The sequence below is a fragment of the Rhodobium gokarnense genome (assembly GCF_025961475.1).
Taxonomy (GTDB): domain Bacteria; phylum Pseudomonadota; class Alphaproteobacteria; order Rhizobiales; family Rhodobiaceae; genus Rhodobium; species Rhodobium gokarnense.
Genome location: NZ_JAOQNS010000012.1, coordinates 173,543 through 190,008, shown reverse-complemented (window position 1 = coordinate 190,008; position 16,466 = coordinate 173,543). Strand labels below are relative to the sequence as shown.

19 protein-coding genes and 1 tRNA gene are annotated in these 16,466 nt (G+C 65.6%); 7 read left to right on the top strand and 13 right to left on the bottom strand.

What is annotated here, in order from left to right; all coding sequences use genetic code 11:
• Window positions 1–62: 62 nt before the first annotated feature.
• The 6 genes from M2319_RS19160 to M2319_RS19135 all read right to left on the bottom strand — a co-directional run bounded on the left by M2319_RS19160 (window position 63) and on the right by M2319_RS19135 (window position 5,954).
• Window positions 63–1,136 (bottom strand): hypothetical protein, encoded by a 1,074-nt coding sequence (locus M2319_RS19160; RefSeq protein ID WP_264603066.1) that lies wholly within the window; start codon window positions 1,134–1,136, stop codon window positions 63–65.
• 112 nt (window positions 1,137–1,248) lie between these two features.
• Complete coding sequence (locus M2319_RS19155) at window positions 1,249–1,857, bottom strand: L,D-transpeptidase (protein WP_264603065.1); 609 nt, start codon at window positions 1,855–1,857, stop codon at window positions 1,249–1,251.
• Window positions 1,858–2,165: 308 nt separating this feature from the next.
• Window positions 2,166–3,785 carry a fumarate hydratase gene (locus M2319_RS19150; RefSeq protein ID WP_264603095.1) on the bottom strand — a complete coding sequence of 540 codons (1,620 nt, stop codon included), beginning with the start codon at window positions 3,783–3,785 and terminating at the stop codon, window positions 2,166–2,168.
• Between the two features lie 249 nt (window positions 3,786–4,034).
• A complete protein-coding gene (locus M2319_RS19145; protein ID WP_264603064.1) occupies window positions 4,035–4,625 on the bottom strand; it encodes a YceI family protein in 591 nt (196 codons plus the stop codon).
• 28 nt (window positions 4,626–4,653) lie between these two features.
• The gene (locus M2319_RS19140) at window positions 4,654–5,241 is read right to left on the bottom strand and encodes a cytochrome b (RefSeq protein WP_264603063.1); all 588 of its coding nucleotides are present in this window, start codon (window positions 5,239–5,241) and stop codon (window positions 4,654–4,656) included.
• A 125-nt stretch (window positions 5,242–5,366) separates the two neighbouring features.
• The gene (locus tag M2319_RS19135) at window positions 5,367–5,954 is read right to left on the bottom strand and encodes a YceI family protein (RefSeq protein ID WP_264603062.1); all 588 of its coding nucleotides are present in this window, start codon (window positions 5,952–5,954) and stop codon (window positions 5,367–5,369) included.
• A gap of 275 nt (window positions 5,955–6,229) precedes the next feature.
• Here M2319_RS19135 and M2319_RS19130 point away from each other — a divergent pair, with 275 nt between their 5' ends.
• Window positions 6,230–6,862 (top strand): LysE family translocator, encoded by a 633-nt coding sequence (locus M2319_RS19130; RefSeq protein ID WP_264603061.1) that lies wholly within the window; start codon window positions 6,230–6,232, stop codon window positions 6,860–6,862.
• Between the two features lie 15 nt (window positions 6,863–6,877).
• Here the strand turns inward: M2319_RS19130 and M2319_RS19125 are convergent, their stop codons facing one another.
• The 4 genes from M2319_RS19125 to M2319_RS19110 form a co-directional block, all read right to left on the bottom strand.
• Window positions 6,878–7,507, bottom strand: coding sequence for a LysE family translocator (locus M2319_RS19125; RefSeq protein ID WP_264603060.1), 630 nt, complete (start codon window positions 7,505–7,507; stop codon window positions 6,878–6,880).
• Window positions 7,507–7,818: a cupin domain-containing protein gene (locus tag M2319_RS19120; RefSeq protein WP_264603059.1), complete on the bottom strand. Its 312-nt coding sequence runs from the start codon at window positions 7,816–7,818 to the stop codon at window positions 7,507–7,509. Before M2319_RS19120 ends, M2319_RS19125 begins: the two co-directional genes overlap by 1 nt.
• 17 nt (window positions 7,819–7,835) lie before the next feature.
• Entirely contained in the window at window positions 7,836–8,393 is a 558-nt protein-coding gene (locus M2319_RS19115) for a Spy/CpxP family protein refolding chaperone (RefSeq protein WP_264603058.1), read from the bottom strand.
• Window positions 8,394–8,518: 125 nt separating this feature from the next.
• The gene (locus M2319_RS19110) at window positions 8,519–9,487 is read right to left on the bottom strand and encodes an SLAC1 anion channel family protein (protein WP_264603057.1); all 969 of its coding nucleotides are present in this window, start codon (window positions 9,485–9,487) and stop codon (window positions 8,519–8,521) included.
• A gap of 260 nt (window positions 9,488–9,747) precedes the next feature.
• On the opposite strand from M2319_RS19110, the gene M2319_RS19105 reads away from it, so the two are divergent.
• Together M2319_RS19105 and M2319_RS19100 are read left to right on the top strand one after the other, a co-directional pair.
• Complete coding sequence (locus M2319_RS19105; RefSeq protein WP_264603056.1) at window positions 9,748–10,260, top strand: Rrf2 family transcriptional regulator; 513 nt, start codon at window positions 9,748–9,750, stop codon at window positions 10,258–10,260.
• A 562-nt stretch (window positions 10,261–10,822) separates the two neighbouring features.
• The gene (locus M2319_RS19100) at window positions 10,823–11,101 is read left to right on the top strand and encodes a hypothetical protein (protein WP_264603055.1); all 279 of its coding nucleotides are present in this window, start codon (window positions 10,823–10,825) and stop codon (window positions 11,099–11,101) included.
• Window positions 11,102–11,228: 127 nt separating this feature from the next.
• Here the strand turns inward: M2319_RS19100 and M2319_RS19095 are convergent, their stop codons facing one another.
• The gene (locus M2319_RS19095; RefSeq protein WP_264603054.1) at window positions 11,229–11,606 is read right to left on the bottom strand and encodes a hypothetical protein; all 378 of its coding nucleotides are present in this window, start codon (window positions 11,604–11,606) and stop codon (window positions 11,229–11,231) included.
• 151 nt (window positions 11,607–11,757) lie between these two features.
• On the opposite strand from M2319_RS19095, the gene M2319_RS19090 reads away from it, so the two are divergent.
• Window positions 11,758–12,129 (top strand): DoxX family protein, encoded by a 372-nt coding sequence (locus tag M2319_RS19090; protein WP_264603053.1) that lies wholly within the window; start codon window positions 11,758–11,760, stop codon window positions 12,127–12,129.
• 230 nt (window positions 12,130–12,359) lie between these two features.
• On the opposite strand, the gene M2319_RS19085 is transcribed toward M2319_RS19090, so the two are convergent.
• Both M2319_RS19085 and gph read right to left on the bottom strand, forming a co-directional pair.
• Window positions 12,360–12,434, bottom strand: a tRNA-Val gene (locus M2319_RS19085).
• Between the two features lie 87 nt (window positions 12,435–12,521).
• Window positions 12,522–13,208, bottom strand: a complete 687-nt coding sequence (gene gph / locus M2319_RS19080) for a phosphoglycolate phosphatase (protein WP_264603052.1) — start codon at window positions 13,206–13,208, stop codon at window positions 12,522–12,524.
• Between the two features lie 349 nt (window positions 13,209–13,557).
• Here gph and M2319_RS19075 point away from each other — a divergent pair, with 349 nt between their 5' ends.
• The 3 genes from M2319_RS19075 to M2319_RS19065 all read left to right on the top strand — a co-directional run bounded on the left by M2319_RS19075 (window position 13,558) and on the right by M2319_RS19065 (window position 16,413).
• Window positions 13,558–15,000 carry an NAD-dependent succinate-semialdehyde dehydrogenase gene (locus tag M2319_RS19075; RefSeq protein WP_319801800.1) on the top strand — a complete coding sequence of 481 codons (1,443 nt, stop codon included), beginning with the start codon at window positions 13,558–13,560 and terminating at the stop codon, window positions 14,998–15,000.
• A 142-nt stretch (window positions 15,001–15,142) separates the two neighbouring features.
• Window positions 15,143–15,832, top strand: coding sequence for a ribose-5-phosphate isomerase RpiA (gene rpiA, locus M2319_RS19070; RefSeq protein ID WP_264603051.1), 690 nt, complete (start codon window positions 15,143–15,145; stop codon window positions 15,830–15,832).
• A gap of 44 nt (window positions 15,833–15,876) precedes the next feature.
• The gene (locus M2319_RS19065; protein WP_264603050.1) at window positions 15,877–16,413 is read left to right on the top strand and encodes a DUF2059 domain-containing protein; all 537 of its coding nucleotides are present in this window, start codon (window positions 15,877–15,879) and stop codon (window positions 16,411–16,413) included.
• The last annotated feature ends 53 nt before the right edge of the window (window positions 16,414–16,466 follow it).

Genomic DNA, 16,466 nt, shown 5'->3' with positions numbered 1-16,466 from the left:
GCTTCGCTCCGGCCGGGATGACGAAGGGGGATGTCCGGCGGAAAACGTGACGGCGACGATCGCTACCCCCGCCCGAACAGCCGAGACAGGAATGACGGCCGCGACCCGCCCGCGACGGTGAGGTCGCCGGTAAGGAGCGCATCGGCGAGCCCGTCGATGAGGGCGTCTTCGGGGCTCGTCGCCGCATCGCGGTTGGCCGTGAAGGTGAAATAGGAGGCGGGCACGGGGATGCGCTCATGGAGCGCCTCGATCTCCGGCCGGCAGGCTTCCGCGATGCGTGCGGCAAGGGCGGGCGTCACCAGCTTCAGCCTGCTGTCGGTCCAGCCGCGCCGCGTGGCGAGGCGCAGGAGGGCCGGCTCGATTTCGTCGCGATAGCGCGCCGGATCCATGCCGGTGGCCTTCGCCCGCGCCGCACAGGCGACCCGGAGCGCGATCAGCCGCTCGTCGGCCGACGCGTTGATGACCTTGGCATCCGGCAGGCGCGGCGCCCCGTTCGCCAAAAGCGCCTCCGCGCCGATCTCCCTCAGGAACACCTCAAGAAGGGTGTCCCGAATCTCCTCGTAGAACAGCACCCGGACGTTCTCCGCGCCGAACGTCTTGGACCACTGGCGATGCAGCCGGTCGAAGCGGAGCCGGTTGTCCTTCGTCACCCGGTGCTCCACGAAGGCGGCAAAGTCGTCGTCGCGCTCGCTCTTGGTGATCTGGGAATACATCGACTGGATGAGGTCGATGGGATGGCGCAGGCACAGGAGGACGGTGACCTCCATGCCGTCCAGCAGCTCGCGAAAGCGCGCGATGTGCCGCGGCAGAGACAGGTCGAAGCACTCCGACGTCAACAGCAGGGTGGTGGCGTTCGAGGCGGCAAAGGCCGGCAGCACGTGGTCCCAGAGCATGCCGTTCGGCTCGAACTGCCTGGTCTTGCGCACCTCGCGGGCGAGATTGTGGGCCGCAACGACCCGGCTTCCGGACGGCGAGGGGCAGAAGAAGCCGAGATCCTCAAGCGCCTCGATGTTCTCAAAGAGGCAGCGCTGCAGATAGGTGGTGCCGGTCTTGTGCAGGCCGATATGGAGGATCGCCCGCCGTCCAGCCGGAATCCGGCCAACTCCGCCGCCTGCCGCCGTGATGTCTGCCGTCATGCCGTCTCGTACGCTACCCTGCCCGGCGCCAGGCGCCGGGACCGACAAAAAGAAAGGCCGATGCTTAACCAAGCACCGGCCTTCTTGTCCACACAAGCGTTCGGAAAACGCCTCAGCGCTTGACGACGACCCGGTCGCCGACCTTCACCCGCTTGTAGAGGTCGATGACGTCCTCGTTGGCGAGGCGGATGCAGCCGGAGGAGACCGCCTGGCCGATCGTCCAGGGCTCGTTGGAGCCGTGGATGCGGTAGATGGTCGAGCCGATATACATGGCGCGCGCGCCGAGCGGGTTGTTCGGGCCGCCCGGCATGTAGCGCGGCAGGCCCGGCTGGCGCTTGCGCATCGCCGGCGGCGGCGTCCAGCCCGGCCACTCGGCCTTGCGGGTGACGCGGTGCGTGCCGGACCACTGGAAGCCCGGACGGCCGACGCCGATGCCGTACTTCATCGCCTTGCCGTCGGACATGACGTAGTAGAGGCGGCGCTCATTGGTGTCGATGATGATGGTGCCCGGCCGGTGGCCGCCGTCATAGGACACTTCGGTCCGCCGGATCGGCGACTTGCCGCTGCCGCGCCCGAAATAGGCGGGAACCTTGATGATGCCGTCTTCGCGCATCTTCAGGGTGCCGTCCGGCCGCACCGTGTAGGCGTCGGCGATGGTCGAATAGGTCGTCGCGCCGAAAACGAGCGCCAAAGCGGCTGCCGCCAGAGTGAATTTTCGCATCTGAAGCCCTTCAGTCCGTCAGTTTGAATCCCGGCCGCAGCGGCCTTGCCGGCGCGAAGCGGTACAGCGCGGCATTCTGATAATGCGGCGATTCCATGGCAACTGACTTTTCTGCGATCAGGCCGGCGTTTGCGAATTTTGGATGCTGTGTTGTCGACAGGACACGGTGACGCACGCCTTCGGGCGCCCGCACGCGCCTCGCGTAACCGCCATGGCAAGGTTCTGTTAACGATTGCGGGAAGAAAGCGGGTATCCGGCGCCTGGTCGAGGCGCCGGACGTCAACTTCGGTGCAATGATTCGGCGCCGCTCAGCCGAGATTGAGTTCCTTGAAGAAGTCGTTGCCCTTGTCGTCGATGACGATGAAGGCGGGGAAGTCTTCCACCTCGATGCGCCAGATCGCCTCCATGCCGAGTTCCGGATATTCCACCACCTCGACCTTCTTGATGCAGTCCTGGGCGAGGCGGGCGGCGGGGCCGCCGATCGAACCGAGATAGAAGCCGCCGTGCTTTTCGCAGGCATCGCGGACCTGCGGCGACCGGTTGCCCTTGGCGAGCATCACCATGGATCCGCCGAGGGCCTGGAACGGGTCCACATAGGCGTCCATGCGCCCGGCCGTCGTCGGGCCGAACGAACCCGAGGCATAGCCCTCCGGCGTCTTGGCCGGGCCGGCATAGTAGATCGGGTGGTTCTTGAAATAGTCGGGCAGGTCCTCGCCGGCCTCGATGCGGGCCCTCAGCTTGGAATGGGCGAGGTCGCGCGCGACGATCACTGGGCCGGTCAGCGACAGCCGGGTCTTGATCGGATGGCGCGACAGTTCGGCGAGGATCTCCGGCATCGGCTTCGTGAGGTCGATCTTGACCACGTCGCCGCCGAGATGGCTTTCGTCGACCTCCGGCATGTACTTCGCCGGCTCGGTCTCAAGCTGCTCCAGGAAGATGCCGTCGGAGGTGATCTTGCCGAGCGCCTGGCGGTCGGCGGAGCAGGAAACGCCGATGCCGATCGGCAGCGAGGCGCCGTGCCGCGGCAGCCGGATCACGCGCACGTCGTGGCAGAAGTACTTGCCGCCGAACTGGGCGCCGACGCCGGTCTTGCGGGTCAGTATCTGGACCTTCTCCTCCCACTCGATATCGCGGAAGGCATGGCCGGCCTCCGAGCCGGAAGTCGGCAGGTTGTCGAGATAATGGCAGGAGGCGAGCTTCACCGTCTTCAGGTTCATCTCCGCCGAGGTGCCGCCGATGACGACGGCGAGGTGATAGGGCGGGCAGGCCGCCGTGCCGAGCGTCAGGATCTTTTCCGCGATGAAGGAGAGCAGCCGGTCCTCGGTGAGGAGCGACGGGGTTCCCTGGAACAGGAACGTCTTGTTCGCCGAGCCGCCGCCCTTGGCGACGAACAGGAATTTGTAGGCGTCCTCGCCCTCCGCATAGAGCTCGATCTGCGCCGGCAGATTGTTGGCCGTGTTCTTCTCCTGGAACATGGAGAGCGGCGCGAGCTGCGAATAGCGCAGGTTCTTCTTCAGATACGCATCGCGCGTTCCTTGCGCGAGCGCCGCCTCGTCGCTGCCGTCGGTCCAGATGAGCCGGCCCTTCTTGCCCATGACGATGGCGGTGCCGGTGTCCTGGCACATCGGCAGCACGCCGCCGGCCGAGATGCAGGCGTTCTTCAAAAGGTCGTAGGCAACGAAGCGGTCGTTGTCCGTCGCCTCCGGGTCGTCGAGGATCGCGGCGAGCTGCTTCAGGTGGCCCGGCCGGAGGTAGTGGTTGATGTCCTTGAACGCCTCTTCGGCCAGCAGCCTCAGGCCTTCCGGGTCGACCTTGAGGATCGTGTTGCCCTCGAACTGCGAGGTCGAGACATAGTCGCCGGTGAGCTTGCGGTAGGGTGTCTCGTCGGCGCCGAGCGGCAAAAGGGGCGTATGGTCGAAGGCGGGCATCCGGGTCTCCGGTTCGTCGATCAGCTCGCGGCCCATCTTCTTGTAGGGGGAGAGGTCTGCGTTGGGGCTTTCGGGGGCGCTATCAGGATCGGACATTGGAATATCTCCCAGGGAATTCTTGTCCCGGTCTGGCGGGGAGGGGATGTCCGGTATGTAGACCAGCGATGGCGCCGCGCCAACCCATGCGCCGCTGCGCATGGGTCTAAATGCGGTGGAACTCGAAACGGGGAGGTCCGACGGCGGCGGCCGCTACTTGGTGGCGGTGAGCGAGACGGTGACGACGACATCGTCGCCGATCATCTCCACCGGGACGCCGGTGCCGATGCCGAAGTCGGTGCGCTTGACGGTGGTCTCGCCGGACATCTTGGCGGTGTTGCCGTCGATGGTCAGCGTGAAGGGCAGGGTGACAGGCTTGGCGATGTCGCGGATCGTCAGCTCGCCCTTGGCCACGTAGCTGTCGTCGCCGGTCTTTGAAAAGTTCGACGCCGTGAAGGTCGCCATCGGATGGGCCTTGGCGTTGAACCAGTTCGGCGTCGGCAGGTTGGCGTCCTTCTGCGCATCGCCGGTCTCGATCTGGGTGGTGTCGAAGACGACGTCGACATTGCCGGCGTTCATGTCGTTCGGATCGAAGGTGATGTCGGCCTGGAATGCCTTGAAGGTGCCTTTGAACGGCTCGCCCGCCTGGGTCGCGGTGAAGCCGACCGTGCTCTTTGCGGGGTCGACGATCCAGCCATCGGCCGCAAGGGCAGGGCCGGCAAGGGCGGCGCCGAACGAGCCGGCAACGAGGACCGCGGCGGCAAGGCGCCTGACGCGGGACAGCGGGAAGGAGGAAGGGATCATGGGAATTCCGTCGTTTTTCTGGTCTGGGTCAGCGGATACCGTAGCGCCCGGGGCCGGTCGACACCATCCGGGTGAGGATGTCGTCGCGGTCGACGAAATGGTGCTTGAGCGCAGCGGCGATGTGCAGGACGACGACGACGATGAGGAGATAGGCGAGCAGCTCGTGCACCTCCTTCAGGGTCGCTTCGGCCGCTGCCGGCTCGCCGAGGAAGCCCGGCACCGGCAGGTGCGGCACCTGGAAGAGATTGAAATAGAGCGTCGGGATGCCGAGCGTTGAGGCCGACACCATCAGCCAGCCGGACAGCGGCATGGCGATGAGGAGGAAATAGAGAGCCACGTGCGTGAGATGCGCGCCGACCTTCTGCCAGTCGGGCAGGGTGGCGGGTAGCCGCGGCGTCGGGTTGGAGAAGCGCCAAACGAGCCGGATGACGACGAGGCCGAGCAGCGTCAGCCCGAAAGACTTGTGGAGCTGGTAGAGCTGGAACTTGTTGGGATCGGAGAGTTCCAGACCGCTCATATACATGCCGACCACGATCATGGCGACGATCATCGCCGCGATCAGCCAGTGGAGCGCGATGGCCACAAGGCCGTAACCGGATGTCGTGTTGCGCAGCATGGTCGAAAGCCTCGGTTCCAAGACGAAAGGGTCGGACGGCGCCACCCGTTCCTGGGGGAAGGAGAGGAGGGCAGCGCCGCCCGTCTGTCAATCTTTACGGCATCGCGGCCGATGTTCGATGACAGTTATTTCTGCGCGGCTTCCAGGTCGATGACGATGTCGACCTCGTCGCTGACCGCCGGCACGAAGGTGGTCATGCCCCATTCGGAGCGCTTGATGGTGCCGGTCGCATGGAAGCCGACGGCCTTGGCGCCGCTCATCGGGTGTGCGCCGAGCTTGGGCACCGTGACGTCAAGGGTCACCGGCTTGGTGACGCCGAGCATGGTCAGGTCGCCGGTCATCTTCAGCATGTCATCGCCGGTCTTTTCCACGGACGTCGACTTGAAGGTCATCTCCGGAAATTCGGCGACGTTGAAGAAGTCCTTGCTCTTCAGGTGCTCGTTACGCTTGTCGTAAAAGGTGTCGAGGCTGTCGGTAGCGATGGTCACGTCGACGGCCGAATTCGCCGGCTCCTCTTCGTCGATCGTCAGCGTGCCGTCGAAGGTGTTGAAGCGGCCATGGGCGGTGGAAAAACCGAGATGGTTGATGGTGAACGTGATGTTGGCGTGGGTCTTGTCGAAGGCGTAGTCGACCGGCTCGGCGAACGCGGTGGTGGCGAACGCGCCGGAAAGGGCGAGGGCGGTAACGGCGGCAAGGGCGGTGTTGCGGATCATGCGGGGTACCTCCTGGAAGGGAACGGTTGCGTGTCTGCGGTAGGTGGCACCCTTGCGGTCCGCCATCAATAAGACCGGCGTGGATTGACTGTTCAATTTCATGAAACAATAACAGTCGATCACGAATTCGTGTGCTTGGCTTTGTTAACAATTAGCCGGTGTTTGCCGGCGCCCGGAGATTGGGCTAGGCAAGCACGATCTGTCCGGATACCCGCCCGGGCGCGGCCGCGCCCAACCCCGCCGGCCCAGCCGCGTTCCGGCCCAAGGAGCCCCCGATGTTCGATTACACGCTGTTGCATTGGTCGGCATTTCTGACCGCCGCGGTTCTGCTCAACCTGTCGCCGGGACCCGACTTCGCCTTCATCCTGGGCCAGACCGCGCGAGGCGGGTGCAAGGGCGGATTTGCGGCCATGTTCGGCATCTGGACCGGGGCTTTCGGGCATGTGCTAATGGCCGCGCTCGGCCTTTCGGCGGTGCTCGCCACCTCGGCGATGGCGTTCACCGTGGTGAAGTGGGCCGGGGCCGCCTATCTCGTCTGGCTCGGCATCGCGGCACTGCGCTCCTCCGGTGGCGGCTTCGTTGCCGAATCCGCCACGGAAAAGCCGATCGCCGCGATCTACCGGCAAGGTGTTCTGGTCTCCTTGCTCAATCCCAAGGTCGGCATTTTCTTTCTGGCGTTCCTGCCGCAATTCGTCGTCGACGGCAGCGGCCCGGCCTCAGCCCAGCTCTTCCTGCACGGAATGTTGATCATCGTGATTGCCGCCTTCATCGAGCCGCCGCTGGTATTGGCAGGAGCGCGCCTGGTGCGTGCCCTGCGGAACAACGACCGCATCGGCCTGTGGCTCGACCGCGGCCTCGGCGCCCTGTTCCTGGCGCTCGGCGTCAAGCTGGCGCTGAGCGAACGGTGAGGTGACGGACGCGCCTCAGCGGCTCGCCAGCAGGCGCGCGCCGAACAGGCAGAAGACGGCGCCGAAGGCGATCTCGAGCTGGTTGGCGAAGCCGCGATAGCCGGCGCGCAGGCGCGGCAGCGAGAACATCAGCGCATAGACGGCATAGACGGCGAACGAGATTGCCATCGAGACGCCGGCGAACAGCACGGCGACGGCAAGCGGCATGCCCGGCACGACGACGAGGGCCGCGATCGACGTCCACAGCAGCATCGCCTTCGGATTGGTGGCGACGACGACGAAGCCGCGCAGGAACGATTTTCCCATGCCGGCCGAAGCCGCGCCGTTGCGCATCAGGGCCGCGTTGCCGGCAAGGCCGGCCCGGATCGCCCGGGCCCCGACGAAAACGAGATAAAGCCCGCCGGCGATACGCAGGACGTCGGTTGACCAGGGATAGGCGGAAAAGACGAGGGTGAGGCCAAGGACGGCGGCAAGCGCCCAGAAGAAGGTGCCGGCGGCAACGCCCGCGGCAACGGCAAGGGCAAAGCGGCGCCCGCTGCCGAGCGCACTGGAGGCAACGGCCAGAAGATTGGGGCCCGGCGCCGCGGCCGCGGCGAGCAGCGCGACCCAGCCGACGACAAGACCTTCCAGGGGAAACGCGGACATCAGACGCTGCCTTTCTTTTCTATGACGAGAATGCGCGAGGGCTCCAGCGGATGGGCGACATGCTCGGTGCCGACGCCGGCATGGAAGATGTCGCCGGCGGTCATGCGGACGGATTTCTCCACGCCGCCCTCGCGCAGCTTCATGTCGACCGTGCCGGAAAGCACCACGAAAACCTCCTCGCCGTCATTGACGTGCCAGCGATAGGGCGCGTCGGTCCAGTGGACGCGCACCGTCGCCCCCTCGATCTCGGCAACGTCCAGCGCGTCCCACGCCGTGGTCCCCGAAAAGTCGCGCCAGTCGATGAGGCTCATGGAAGGCTCCGTGCCCGTCACTGGTGCGGGTGGTGCATGTCGTGGGCGCTGCCGGCATAGCCGCGCAGCGTGTTGTAGAGGTGGCGCTGGTGCGGCGTCAAAAGCGGCGTTGCCGCAAGGTGCGCCTCCATGTGGACGACGCGCAGCCTGCTGCGCGCTTCTTCGGCCGCCGCGACCCGCGCCCGCAACGTCTCCGCGTCGATGGTGCCGGCCCGGAACGCCTCGTCGAGGGCCGTTTCCGCAGCGATCAGGTCCGGCCCGAGGCGCTGCGCATCGGCCTGCATCCTATCGAACAGCGCCGTGATCTCGTCGCGCTGCTCCGGGCTAAGCGCCAGCTCGTCGGCCATGTCGAGGATGTGGCGCGGGCCGGGATAGCCGTTGAATTCGGCCGGCCGCGCCAGCCCCCAGCCGGCGCCGGCCTTGAGCGCCTCGATGTCCTCGGCCGAGAGCGTGCTGACGGCCCGGTCCTGCTGGCCGGCATAGTGCGCGTGCGGCAGGCCGGAATTGGCGAGCGCGGCCGGCACGCTCATCAACAGCCCGAAAATCGCCGCGGTCGCCCGTGTCAGAATACCCATGCCTTGCCTCCATCCATGATGTCGTCCGGCACCAGAAGATGTGGCGCGACGCGAAACCGGAAAGGCCCCAGCCTATCACGAACGGTCCACGCGCCGGAACGGCATCGGGGAAGGGGAGCGGACCGCTATTCCGGCTGGCAGATCTCGCCGCCGGCGATGGCCTTCGTGGTGCGGTAGAGCAGGATCAGGATGATCGCCGACAGGATGGCGAAAAGGGCAAAGCCGAGCCCGGTGTGGAATCCCGACCGCGTTCCCGCGGCATAGACCCAGGTGGCGATGGTGATCGCCGCCATCGGGAAGGAATAGGCCCACCACGACATGGCGAAGGGCAGGCGCGCCAGCCGGTCGAGCTGCATGGTGACGAGCAGCGTGAAGAACAGGCCGGCGTAATAGAGGATGCGCGCAAAGGCATCGATCGGCCCGCCGGTCAGCTTCATATAGGCAAGGAAGGCGACGGCCGGCGGCGCGATCAGGATGACCAGCGTCGGGTAGAGCCGCTCCGGCAGCGGGTGGTGGAAGATCAGCCGGTTGAAGACGAGCACCAGGAGGATGACCCAGAAGACGAGCCCGATGGCAAAGAAGAACCAGCAGATTTCCGTATAGCCGAATTCGGTGCCGGCGACCGGCACGATGACGTTGCCGACGGCGGGAATGAACCAGGCCGGGTTGATGTGCGGCGTCTCGAAGGAGCGGTGGCCGATCCAGGTCGAGATCACGGCAAGCGTCGCCCCGAGATGGCCGGCGGTGCCGATGAACCAGAGGATGCGCGCGACGTCCGCCTGGTAGGGGCGGAGCGCCGTCGCCAGCAGGATCAGCCCGATGGTGATCGCCGGGAAAAAGGCGATGCGCACCGGATGGTTCCATTCCGCGATGACCGCGGCCCGGTGCCGCAAAAGCTTGGTCAGATAGAACGCGCCGATGATGATGAAGGCGGCGACGGAGACGACGACAAAGCCGAGGCTCCAGACATGGTGCACGCCGAGGGTCGCCTCCATGCGCTCCACCGCAAGGGTGAGGCCGGACAGGCCCATGACCACGGCGAAAAAGGAAACCGGGAAATGTATCAATCGCGCACCGTTATTCACCGCTTCCATCCGGGTCACTCCATGTGTCGGGCCATGTTTCGGAGATGGCGACTCGGGTCCATTCGAGGTCGCTAATATGCGTCGTTTACAGGGGCCCTATGATCGAAATCAATGCTAATTAGCAATTTCCAACCCAGTTTATTGCGACCTTACGTCCCGTTTTTCCGGATTCTGCGCCCAAACTGCCAAACGCGTTTGACACCGGCTAAAGCGGCGCCGTTAATGCTCATTTATACAACCATCGGAATGGGTTCAGGAGTCCAGAACCAGTGCGCCTCACACATCATTCGAACTATGCGATGCGGCTCTTGATGTTCTGCGCGCTGTCCGATCGGCCGGTGTCGCGCATCGCCGACATCGCCAAGGCCTACCGGATCTCGGAAAACCACCTGACCAAGATCGCGCAATGCCTGTCGCATATTGGCGTCATCGAGACGGTCCGCGGCCGCAATGGCGGTGTCCGGCTGTCGGCGGCGCCCGAGGACATCAATGTCGGCGCCGTGATCCGCGTGACGGAAGAGAATCTGTGCCTCGTGGAGTGTTTCGACGACGGCACCAACACCTGTCCGATCGCCGGGTGCTGCCGCCTGAAGGCGATCCTGCAGCGCGGGCTCGATGCCTTCCTGTCGGTGCTCGACGGCTATACGCTCGCCGACCTCATCGCCTCGCCGGGTCCGCTGCGCTCCGGCCTCGGCCTGGAGGAGGACGCTGCCGAGGGCGCGCCCGTCGTGCCCGGCCGCGGCGACAGCGCAAAGGCCATCCGCCAGGCCGCCGCGACCTGAGTCGCGCGCTCCAAAAACGCCTCGGGAATGTCGCGGAAGCGGCCGGTTTTCCGTCAAGAACGGTGCAACCGCAGGGCGGTCATGTGCCCTTCCTGCAACGGGTGATCGCGTATAGATTGTATTCCCCCGGAAATACGAGCGGTTCGCGCAACCTGGGCTTAACATTGTTGCAGAAATACACTATTCTTATTTGAGTAATCGCTTATATTAGAATCCATCAAGTGGCGTAGCGGATCGATGGCCGGAGCGTTCCTTCCGCGGAAGGTTGGGTTCCGAGGAAGCCGGCGGCGATCCTCCTGGATGTCCTGATGCAGCTGTCCCGAGGCCTATCGGGGTTCCTCTCTGTTTGTCGACGGTCGCAGCCTCCCTTCTTCTGCGAGCGGCCGGACTAACTCCTCCGCGGAAGCCACCGGCTTCCGCGGATTTTTCTTTTCCTTGCGACGAACCCTCAAAACCGTGACGGCCGTCACAGTCGGCGCCGGCGCCTATCCGCATATTGGGGACAACGAGGCGACGCCGATGGGGCAGGTCCTCGAGGGAACAGCGACGAAAGGAAACTCCGATGTTCAAGAAGACCACCCTGGCCATCATCGCCCTGACCATCGCCGGCTCTGCGGCCGTTGCCACCTCCGCCTCCGCCGGTAGGCGCGACACCGGCGCCGACCGCGCCATGCTGGAAGAACTCGACCGCGACGAAGCCCGCGGCGGTCCCTGGGTCGAAGGCGCCCGCGCCCCCGGCATGGTGCGCTACCGGGTCTGCCAGAACCTGCCGACGACCGTTTACGACGCGGACCTCGACGAACGGGTCGTCGTCGTCAAGAAACAGTGCTGGTGGCAGTAGCCGCAAGCACCGCCCGGACGGCGCCGGCATGCACCGGTCGCCGCATGTCTGGGGCAACGGGGGGTTCCGCGGTCCGCGGAGCCCCTTTTCTGTTCCTGGCCCGATGCCCGTTACGGCCCGGTGCGCGTCAGGGATTGAGCACCTGGGTCTTGGTGCGTCCGCCGCCGCAGACATAGCAGCAGCGCTGGCATCCCCTGGCATTGTCCTTGCCGACGCCCCAATAGGTCGAACTGCGGTTGCGCACCCAGGCGCCGTAGCAGATGGATTCGCCGCGCCGGCAGTTGAGCGAATAGGTGTGGATGTCCCAGTCGCGGATCAGATAGACCTCGCCGTCGCCCGGCCAGGCCGTGTTGCGGTCCTGGGAATAGAACTCCACGGCCACGGTGTTCGGATGCTCGCTGCGCACCCGCCATGTCAGCGTCTCGGCCGCCGCCGACGCGACGTCGGACACCATCAAGAGCGCGGCGCACAGCACCGCAAACGTCACAAGAAACCTCGTCCTCATGGTCGGTTTCCCCCCGGTTGGTTTTTTTGTTTGTCTTGTCCGGGAAGATTAATTCAAAAAACCGAATGAGTGCTAGGGGAATCGTTGCGATGCCGGTGAGGCTTCCTGCATGGGACTTGCCGGGGCGGCTCGACGCTGCAGATAGGGGACAATGAACAGCTTTCTCAGCATCTCCGGCCGCGTCCTGATCGCTCTTTTATTCCTTGGCGGCGCGGTCCAGAAGGTCCTCGACCCGGCTCCCGTGCAGCAGATGATCGCCGGCATCGGCCTGCCAACGTGGCTGGTCTGGCCGGTCGCGCTGTTCAATCTCATTGCCGCGATCTGCCTCGTCTCCGGGCCGCAGATCCGGCTCTGGGCGCTGGCGCTCGCCGCCTACTGCCTGTTCACGAGCTGGTTCCACTGGCAGCTCCGCGCCGATCCCTGGCAGGTCACGATCATGGTCAAGAACTGGGCGATCGCCGGCGGGCTGTTGGCGATCGCAGCGCAAAACCCTCGTGCGCTGTGGCGCGGATGGAAGCGCTGAACGAGCACCAATACCTGACGTAAGAGAAGCCGGCCAGGAACCGTGATGGGCTACAATGGTGCGATGGGCAATGGATCGCGGCTCTCCGCTTCGCTACGGCCGGGATGACGTCGGAGTCTCATGCAGGCCCTGCCGAGCCCAAAGGGCTCGCAAGCGCGACCGCGCGCCCGAGCCGGTGCGAGGCCCCGCGGAGGTCGTGAGCGAAGCGAATTGACCGTGAGCGAAAACAATGGTGGGCGGTACTGGGATTGAACCAGTGACCCCTCGCGTGTGAAGCGAGTGCTCTCCCGCTGAGCTAACCGCCCGATTGGGTGCGCGGATTTAAGGGTTGGCCCCCGGGGAAGTCAAGCCTTTGCAGTGCACGCCGGCCGAATGGTCGCCCCGCTGCCGCCTCAGCCGGCCGTCATTGCCGCGCGCAGTTCCGAAACGGCTCCGGCAAGCTCGTCGAAATGGGAGATGATCCGGTCGGGCCCAAGCTCGGAAACTGGAATGTCGGTATAGCCGAAGTCGACGGCGACGACAGGCACGGAGGCGTTCTTCGCCGCGTTGATGTCAGCGGCCGAGTCGCCGACCATGATGGCGTTGGTCGCCTCGCCGCCGGCCGCGTCGATGGTCTTGATGAGGTGCTGCGGATCGGGCTTGCGCACGCCGAAGGTATCCGGGCCGCCGATCGCGTCGAACAGCCGCGTCAGGTCGAGCTCGTCGAGCAGCCGCCGGGTGAGGGCCTCCAGCTTGTTGGTGCACACGGCCAGCTTCCAGCCTTCCGCGCGAAACCCTTCAAGCGCCGCGACGACGCCGGGGAAGGGGTGGCTTTCGACCGCGATATGTTCCGCATAGTGCTCCAGAAAGGCCTCGAACAGGGTTTCGAGCCGCTCGCCTTCCAGCGTCTCGCCATGGGCGGCAAAGCCGCGCTGCAGCATGATCTTGGCGCCCTGGCCAACCATGCCGCGCACCTGCTGGAGGCTGACGGGGGCGAGCCCCTCGCGGTCGAGGATGACGTTGAGGGTCCCCATCAGGTCGGGGGCGGTCTCGATCAGCGTGCCGTCGAGATCGATGGCAAGGACGGGCGGTTTCGGCATTTTTTCTGTCTCTGTTCTCGGCGGCCTTGAGAGGAAGCTTTGGATGGGACGCGGCCAGCGGGCCGGTCCTTGCGATCCGGGAATGGTTTATACAATGGGGCCCCGGCGTCGCTCCGGCAACCCTTGCCACGCCCGTTCGGAACCTATCGACGCCGTTCTGACTTTCCACTATCGTGCCGCCGATCATGACGGCATGCGGTCCCCGACGGGCGCGCCGCACGCCGCCGCTTTCCGCTTCTCCGGGATCGTCCCGGACCGAACCGCCGATCGTCCCGCCGGCAGCCACCATTGCGCGCCGCCGGTGTTCCGGGCCTCGGCGGCCAAACAGTCATTCAAGGAGGAAATCGAGATGCGGCTTTCAGATCCGTCGCTGCTGAAGGAGCAGTGCTACGTCAACGGTCAGTGGGTCGGCGAGCCGGCGATGGCCGTCACCGATCCGGCAACCGGCGCCGAACTCGCCAAGGTGCCCGAGTTTGGCGCCGAGGAGACCCGCGAGGCGATCGACAAGGCGAAAGCCGCGTTCCCGGCCTGGGCCAAGAAGACCGCCAAGGAGCGCTCCGCGGTCCTGCGCCGCTGGTTCGACCTGATGCTGGAGAACAAGGACGACCTTGCGCTCCTGATGACGAGTGAGCAGGGCAAGCCGCTCACCGAGGCCGCCGGCGAGATCGTCTATGCCGCCTCGTTCATCGAGTTCTTCGCCGAAGAGGCCAAGCGCATCTACGGCGAGACCATCCCGTCCTTCCGTTCTGATGCCCGCATCGTCTGCATCCGCCAGCCGATCGGCGTCGTCGCCGCGATCACGCCGTGGAATTTCCCGGCCGCGATGATCACCCGCAAGGCCGCCCCGGCGCTCGCCGCCGGCTGCCCGATCGTCGTCAAGCCGGCGAGCGAGACGCCGCTCTCCGCGCTGGCGCTGGCCGAACTCGCCGAGCGCGCCGGCATCCCCGCCGGCATCTTCAATGTCGTCACCGGCAAGGCCTCCAAGATCGGCGGCGAGATGACCTCCAACCCGGACGTCAAGGCGATCACCTTCACCGGCTCGACCGAGATCGGCCGGCTCTTGATGGAGCAGGCCGCCTCGACCATCAAGAAAGTCGGGCTGGAGCTCGGCGGCAACGCCCCCTTCATCGTCTTCGACGACGCCGATCTCGACGCCGCCGTGGAAGGCGCGCTCGCCTCGAAATACCGCAACATGGGCCAGACCTGCGTCTGCGCCAACCGCCTCTACGTCCAGGACGCCGTCTACGACGCCTTTGCCGAAAAGCTGTCGGCCAAGGTCAAGGAAATGAAGGTCGGCACCGGCACCGAGGAAGGCGTCGTCCAGGGCCCGCTGATCAACATGGCGGCCGTGGAAAAGGTCGAGGAGCACATCGCCGACGCGCTCGGCAAGGGCGCCAAGGTGGTCACCGGCGGCGAACGCCATGCCCTCGGCGGCACCTTCTTCCAGCCGACCGTGCTGACCGGCGTCACGCCCTCCATGATGGTCGCCCGCGAGGAGACCTTCGGCCCCGTCGCGCCGCTGTTCCGCTTCTCCGAGGAGGACGAGGTCGTCGCCATGGCCAACGATACCGAGTTCGGCCTGGCGGCCTATTTCTTCGCCCGGGACATCGGCCGCGTCTGGCGCGTCGGCGAGGGTCTGGATTACGGCATGGTCGGCATCAACACCGGCATCATCTCCACCGAGGTGGCCCCGTTCGGCGGCGTCAAGCAGTCGGGCATCGGCCGCGAAGGCTCCTCGCACGGCGTCGAGGAGTTCGTGGAGATCAAATACATGCTGATGGCGGGCCTCTGATCCGCCTGCAGGCACTGTAATACCGGCCGGCCGGCGCAGCATCCGCGCCGGCCGCATCCCTTCGCGATAACTTGGCGCCCGGCGCCGGCCATGCTAATCAGCGGCCGACGGGGAACGGCACATTCGGGAGCGTGTGATCCTAATGAGCGACGAATTCAAGCGCGCCGCTGCTCAAGCTGCGCTCGCCGAAGTGCAGTCCGGCATGCGGCTCGGCCTCGGCACCGGCTCGACGGCCGACCATTTCACCCGGCTGATCGGCGAAAAGGTCGCCGCCGGCCTCGACATTCTGGCGGTGCCGACCTCGGAACGCACGGCCGAGCTTGCCGGCGAACTCGGCATTCCGCTCTCCACCCTCGACGAGACGCCCGAACTCGACCTGACCGTCGACGGCGCCGACGAACTCGATCGCTATCTGCGCCTGGTCAAGGGCGGCGGCGGGGCGCTCCTGCGTGAAAAGATCGTCGCCACGGCCTCCGCCCGCATGGTGGTGATCGCCGACAGCTCCAAGCTGGTGCGCATGATCGGTGCCTTCCCGCTGCCGATCGAGGTCGTGCCCTTCGGGCTGGAGTCGACGCGGCGGTCGATCATGTCGAACGCCTCGGCTCTCGGCCTCACCGGCGAGATCGTCCTGCGCGGCGGCAAGGAGGCCCCTTTCATCACCGATGGCGGGCATTACATCCTCGATGCATCTTTTCGCCAGATTGCCGCGCCAGAAGCGTTGAGCGAATCGCTCGGCGCCATTCCGGGCGTGGTCGAGCACGGGCTGTTCATCGGCATTGCGGACGCCGCCTATGTGGCGGGTCCCGATGGCACCGAATGCCTGAAAGCCTGAGAGATCCACATGACGGCACGCACCGTCACCGAACGGAGATAGACATGACCCTTTCCAAAACTGTCGGCACCGCCGCGCTGGCGCTGGCCGTCATGCTCGTCGTCGGTGCCCTGCGCCTGACGCCGGCGGCCGCCCAGGACGAAACCTTTGCTCCCGAGCACCTGAAGGCCGCGGAAGCCGCGGTCGAGGCGACCCGCTCCAACTACGGCTTCGACGAGATCCTGCCGATCGTCGCCGACCAGACCAAGCAGCAGCTCGTGCGCCAGAATCCGGAGTTCGCCCGCGAGATCGACGCCATGGTCAACGATGTCGCGCTCTCCATGGCCGGCAAGCGCGTCGAACTCGACAAGATGATCGAGGAGATCTGGGCCCGCCGCTTCACCAAGGAAGAGCTGGAAGAGATCACCAAATTCTACACCTCGCCGGTCGGCGCCAAGCTGGCCGAGAAGTCGGCCGAGCTGTCGACCCTGTCGATCGGCGCGGCCCGGGAATACCGCAACCAGCTCGGCATCGACATGCTGGAAAAGGCCCAGAAGGAAATGGAAAAGATCGCCGCGTCCGCGCCTGAAAAGTCCGAATAGGCGCCGCTAGGGCGCGTCCCCGTTTTCAGTAGGTTTTGCGTAATGCGTGCCGG

Coding starts and splice junctions, on each gene's coding strand:
- M2319_RS19160 (WP_264603066.1), bottom strand. CDS start 1,136: ATGACGGCAGACATCACGGCGGCAGGCGGCGGAGTTGGCCGGATTCCG.
- M2319_RS19155 (WP_264603065.1), bottom strand. CDS start 1,857: ATGCGAAAATTCACTCTGGCGGCAGCCGCTTTGGCGCTCGTTTTCGGC.
- M2319_RS19150 (WP_264603095.1), bottom strand. CDS start 3,785: ATGCCCGCCTTCGACCATACGCCCCTTTTGCCGCTCGGCGCCGACGAG.
- M2319_RS19145 (WP_264603064.1), bottom strand. CDS start 4,625: ATGATCCCTTCCTCCTTCCCGCTGTCCCGCGTCAGGCGCCTTGCCGCC.
- M2319_RS19140 (WP_264603063.1), bottom strand. CDS start 5,241: ATGCTGCGCAACACGACATCCGGTTACGGCCTTGTGGCCATCGCGCTC.
- M2319_RS19135 (WP_264603062.1), bottom strand. CDS start 5,954: ATGATCCGCAACACCGCCCTTGCCGCCGTTACCGCCCTCGCCCTTTCC.
- M2319_RS19130 (WP_264603061.1), top strand. CDS start 6,230: ATGTTCGATTACACGCTGTTGCATTGGTCGGCATTTCTGACCGCCGCG.
- M2319_RS19125 (WP_264603060.1), bottom strand. CDS start 7,507: ATGTCCGCGTTTCCCCTGGAAGGTCTTGTCGTCGGCTGGGTCGCGCTG.
- M2319_RS19120 (WP_264603059.1), bottom strand. CDS start 7,818: ATGAGCCTCATCGACTGGCGCGACTTTTCGGGGACCACGGCGTGGGAC.
- M2319_RS19115 (WP_264603058.1), bottom strand. CDS start 8,393: ATGGGTATTCTGACACGGGCGACCGCGGCGATTTTCGGGCTGTTGATG.
- M2319_RS19110 (WP_264603057.1), bottom strand. CDS start 9,487: ATGGAAGCGGTGAATAACGGTGCGCGATTGATACATTTCCCGGTTTCC.
- M2319_RS19100 (WP_264603055.1), top strand. CDS start 10,823: ATGTTCAAGAAGACCACCCTGGCCATCATCGCCCTGACCATCGCCGGC.
- M2319_RS19095 (WP_264603054.1), bottom strand. CDS start 11,606: ATGAGGACGAGGTTTCTTGTGACGTTTGCGGTGCTGTGCGCCGCGCTC.
- M2319_RS19090 (WP_264603053.1), top strand. CDS start 11,758: ATGAACAGCTTTCTCAGCATCTCCGGCCGCGTCCTGATCGCTCTTTTA.
- gph (WP_264603052.1), bottom strand. CDS start 13,208: ATGCCGAAACCGCCCGTCCTTGCCATCGATCTCGACGGCACGCTGATC.
- M2319_RS19075 (WP_319801800.1), top strand. CDS start 13,558: ATGCGGCTTTCAGATCCGTCGCTGCTGAAGGAGCAGTGCTACGTCAAC.
- rpiA (WP_264603051.1), top strand. CDS start 15,143: ATGAGCGACGAATTCAAGCGCGCCGCTGCTCAAGCTGCGCTCGCCGAA.
- M2319_RS19065 (WP_264603050.1), top strand. CDS start 15,877: ATGACCCTTTCCAAAACTGTCGGCACCGCCGCGCTGGCGCTGGCCGTC.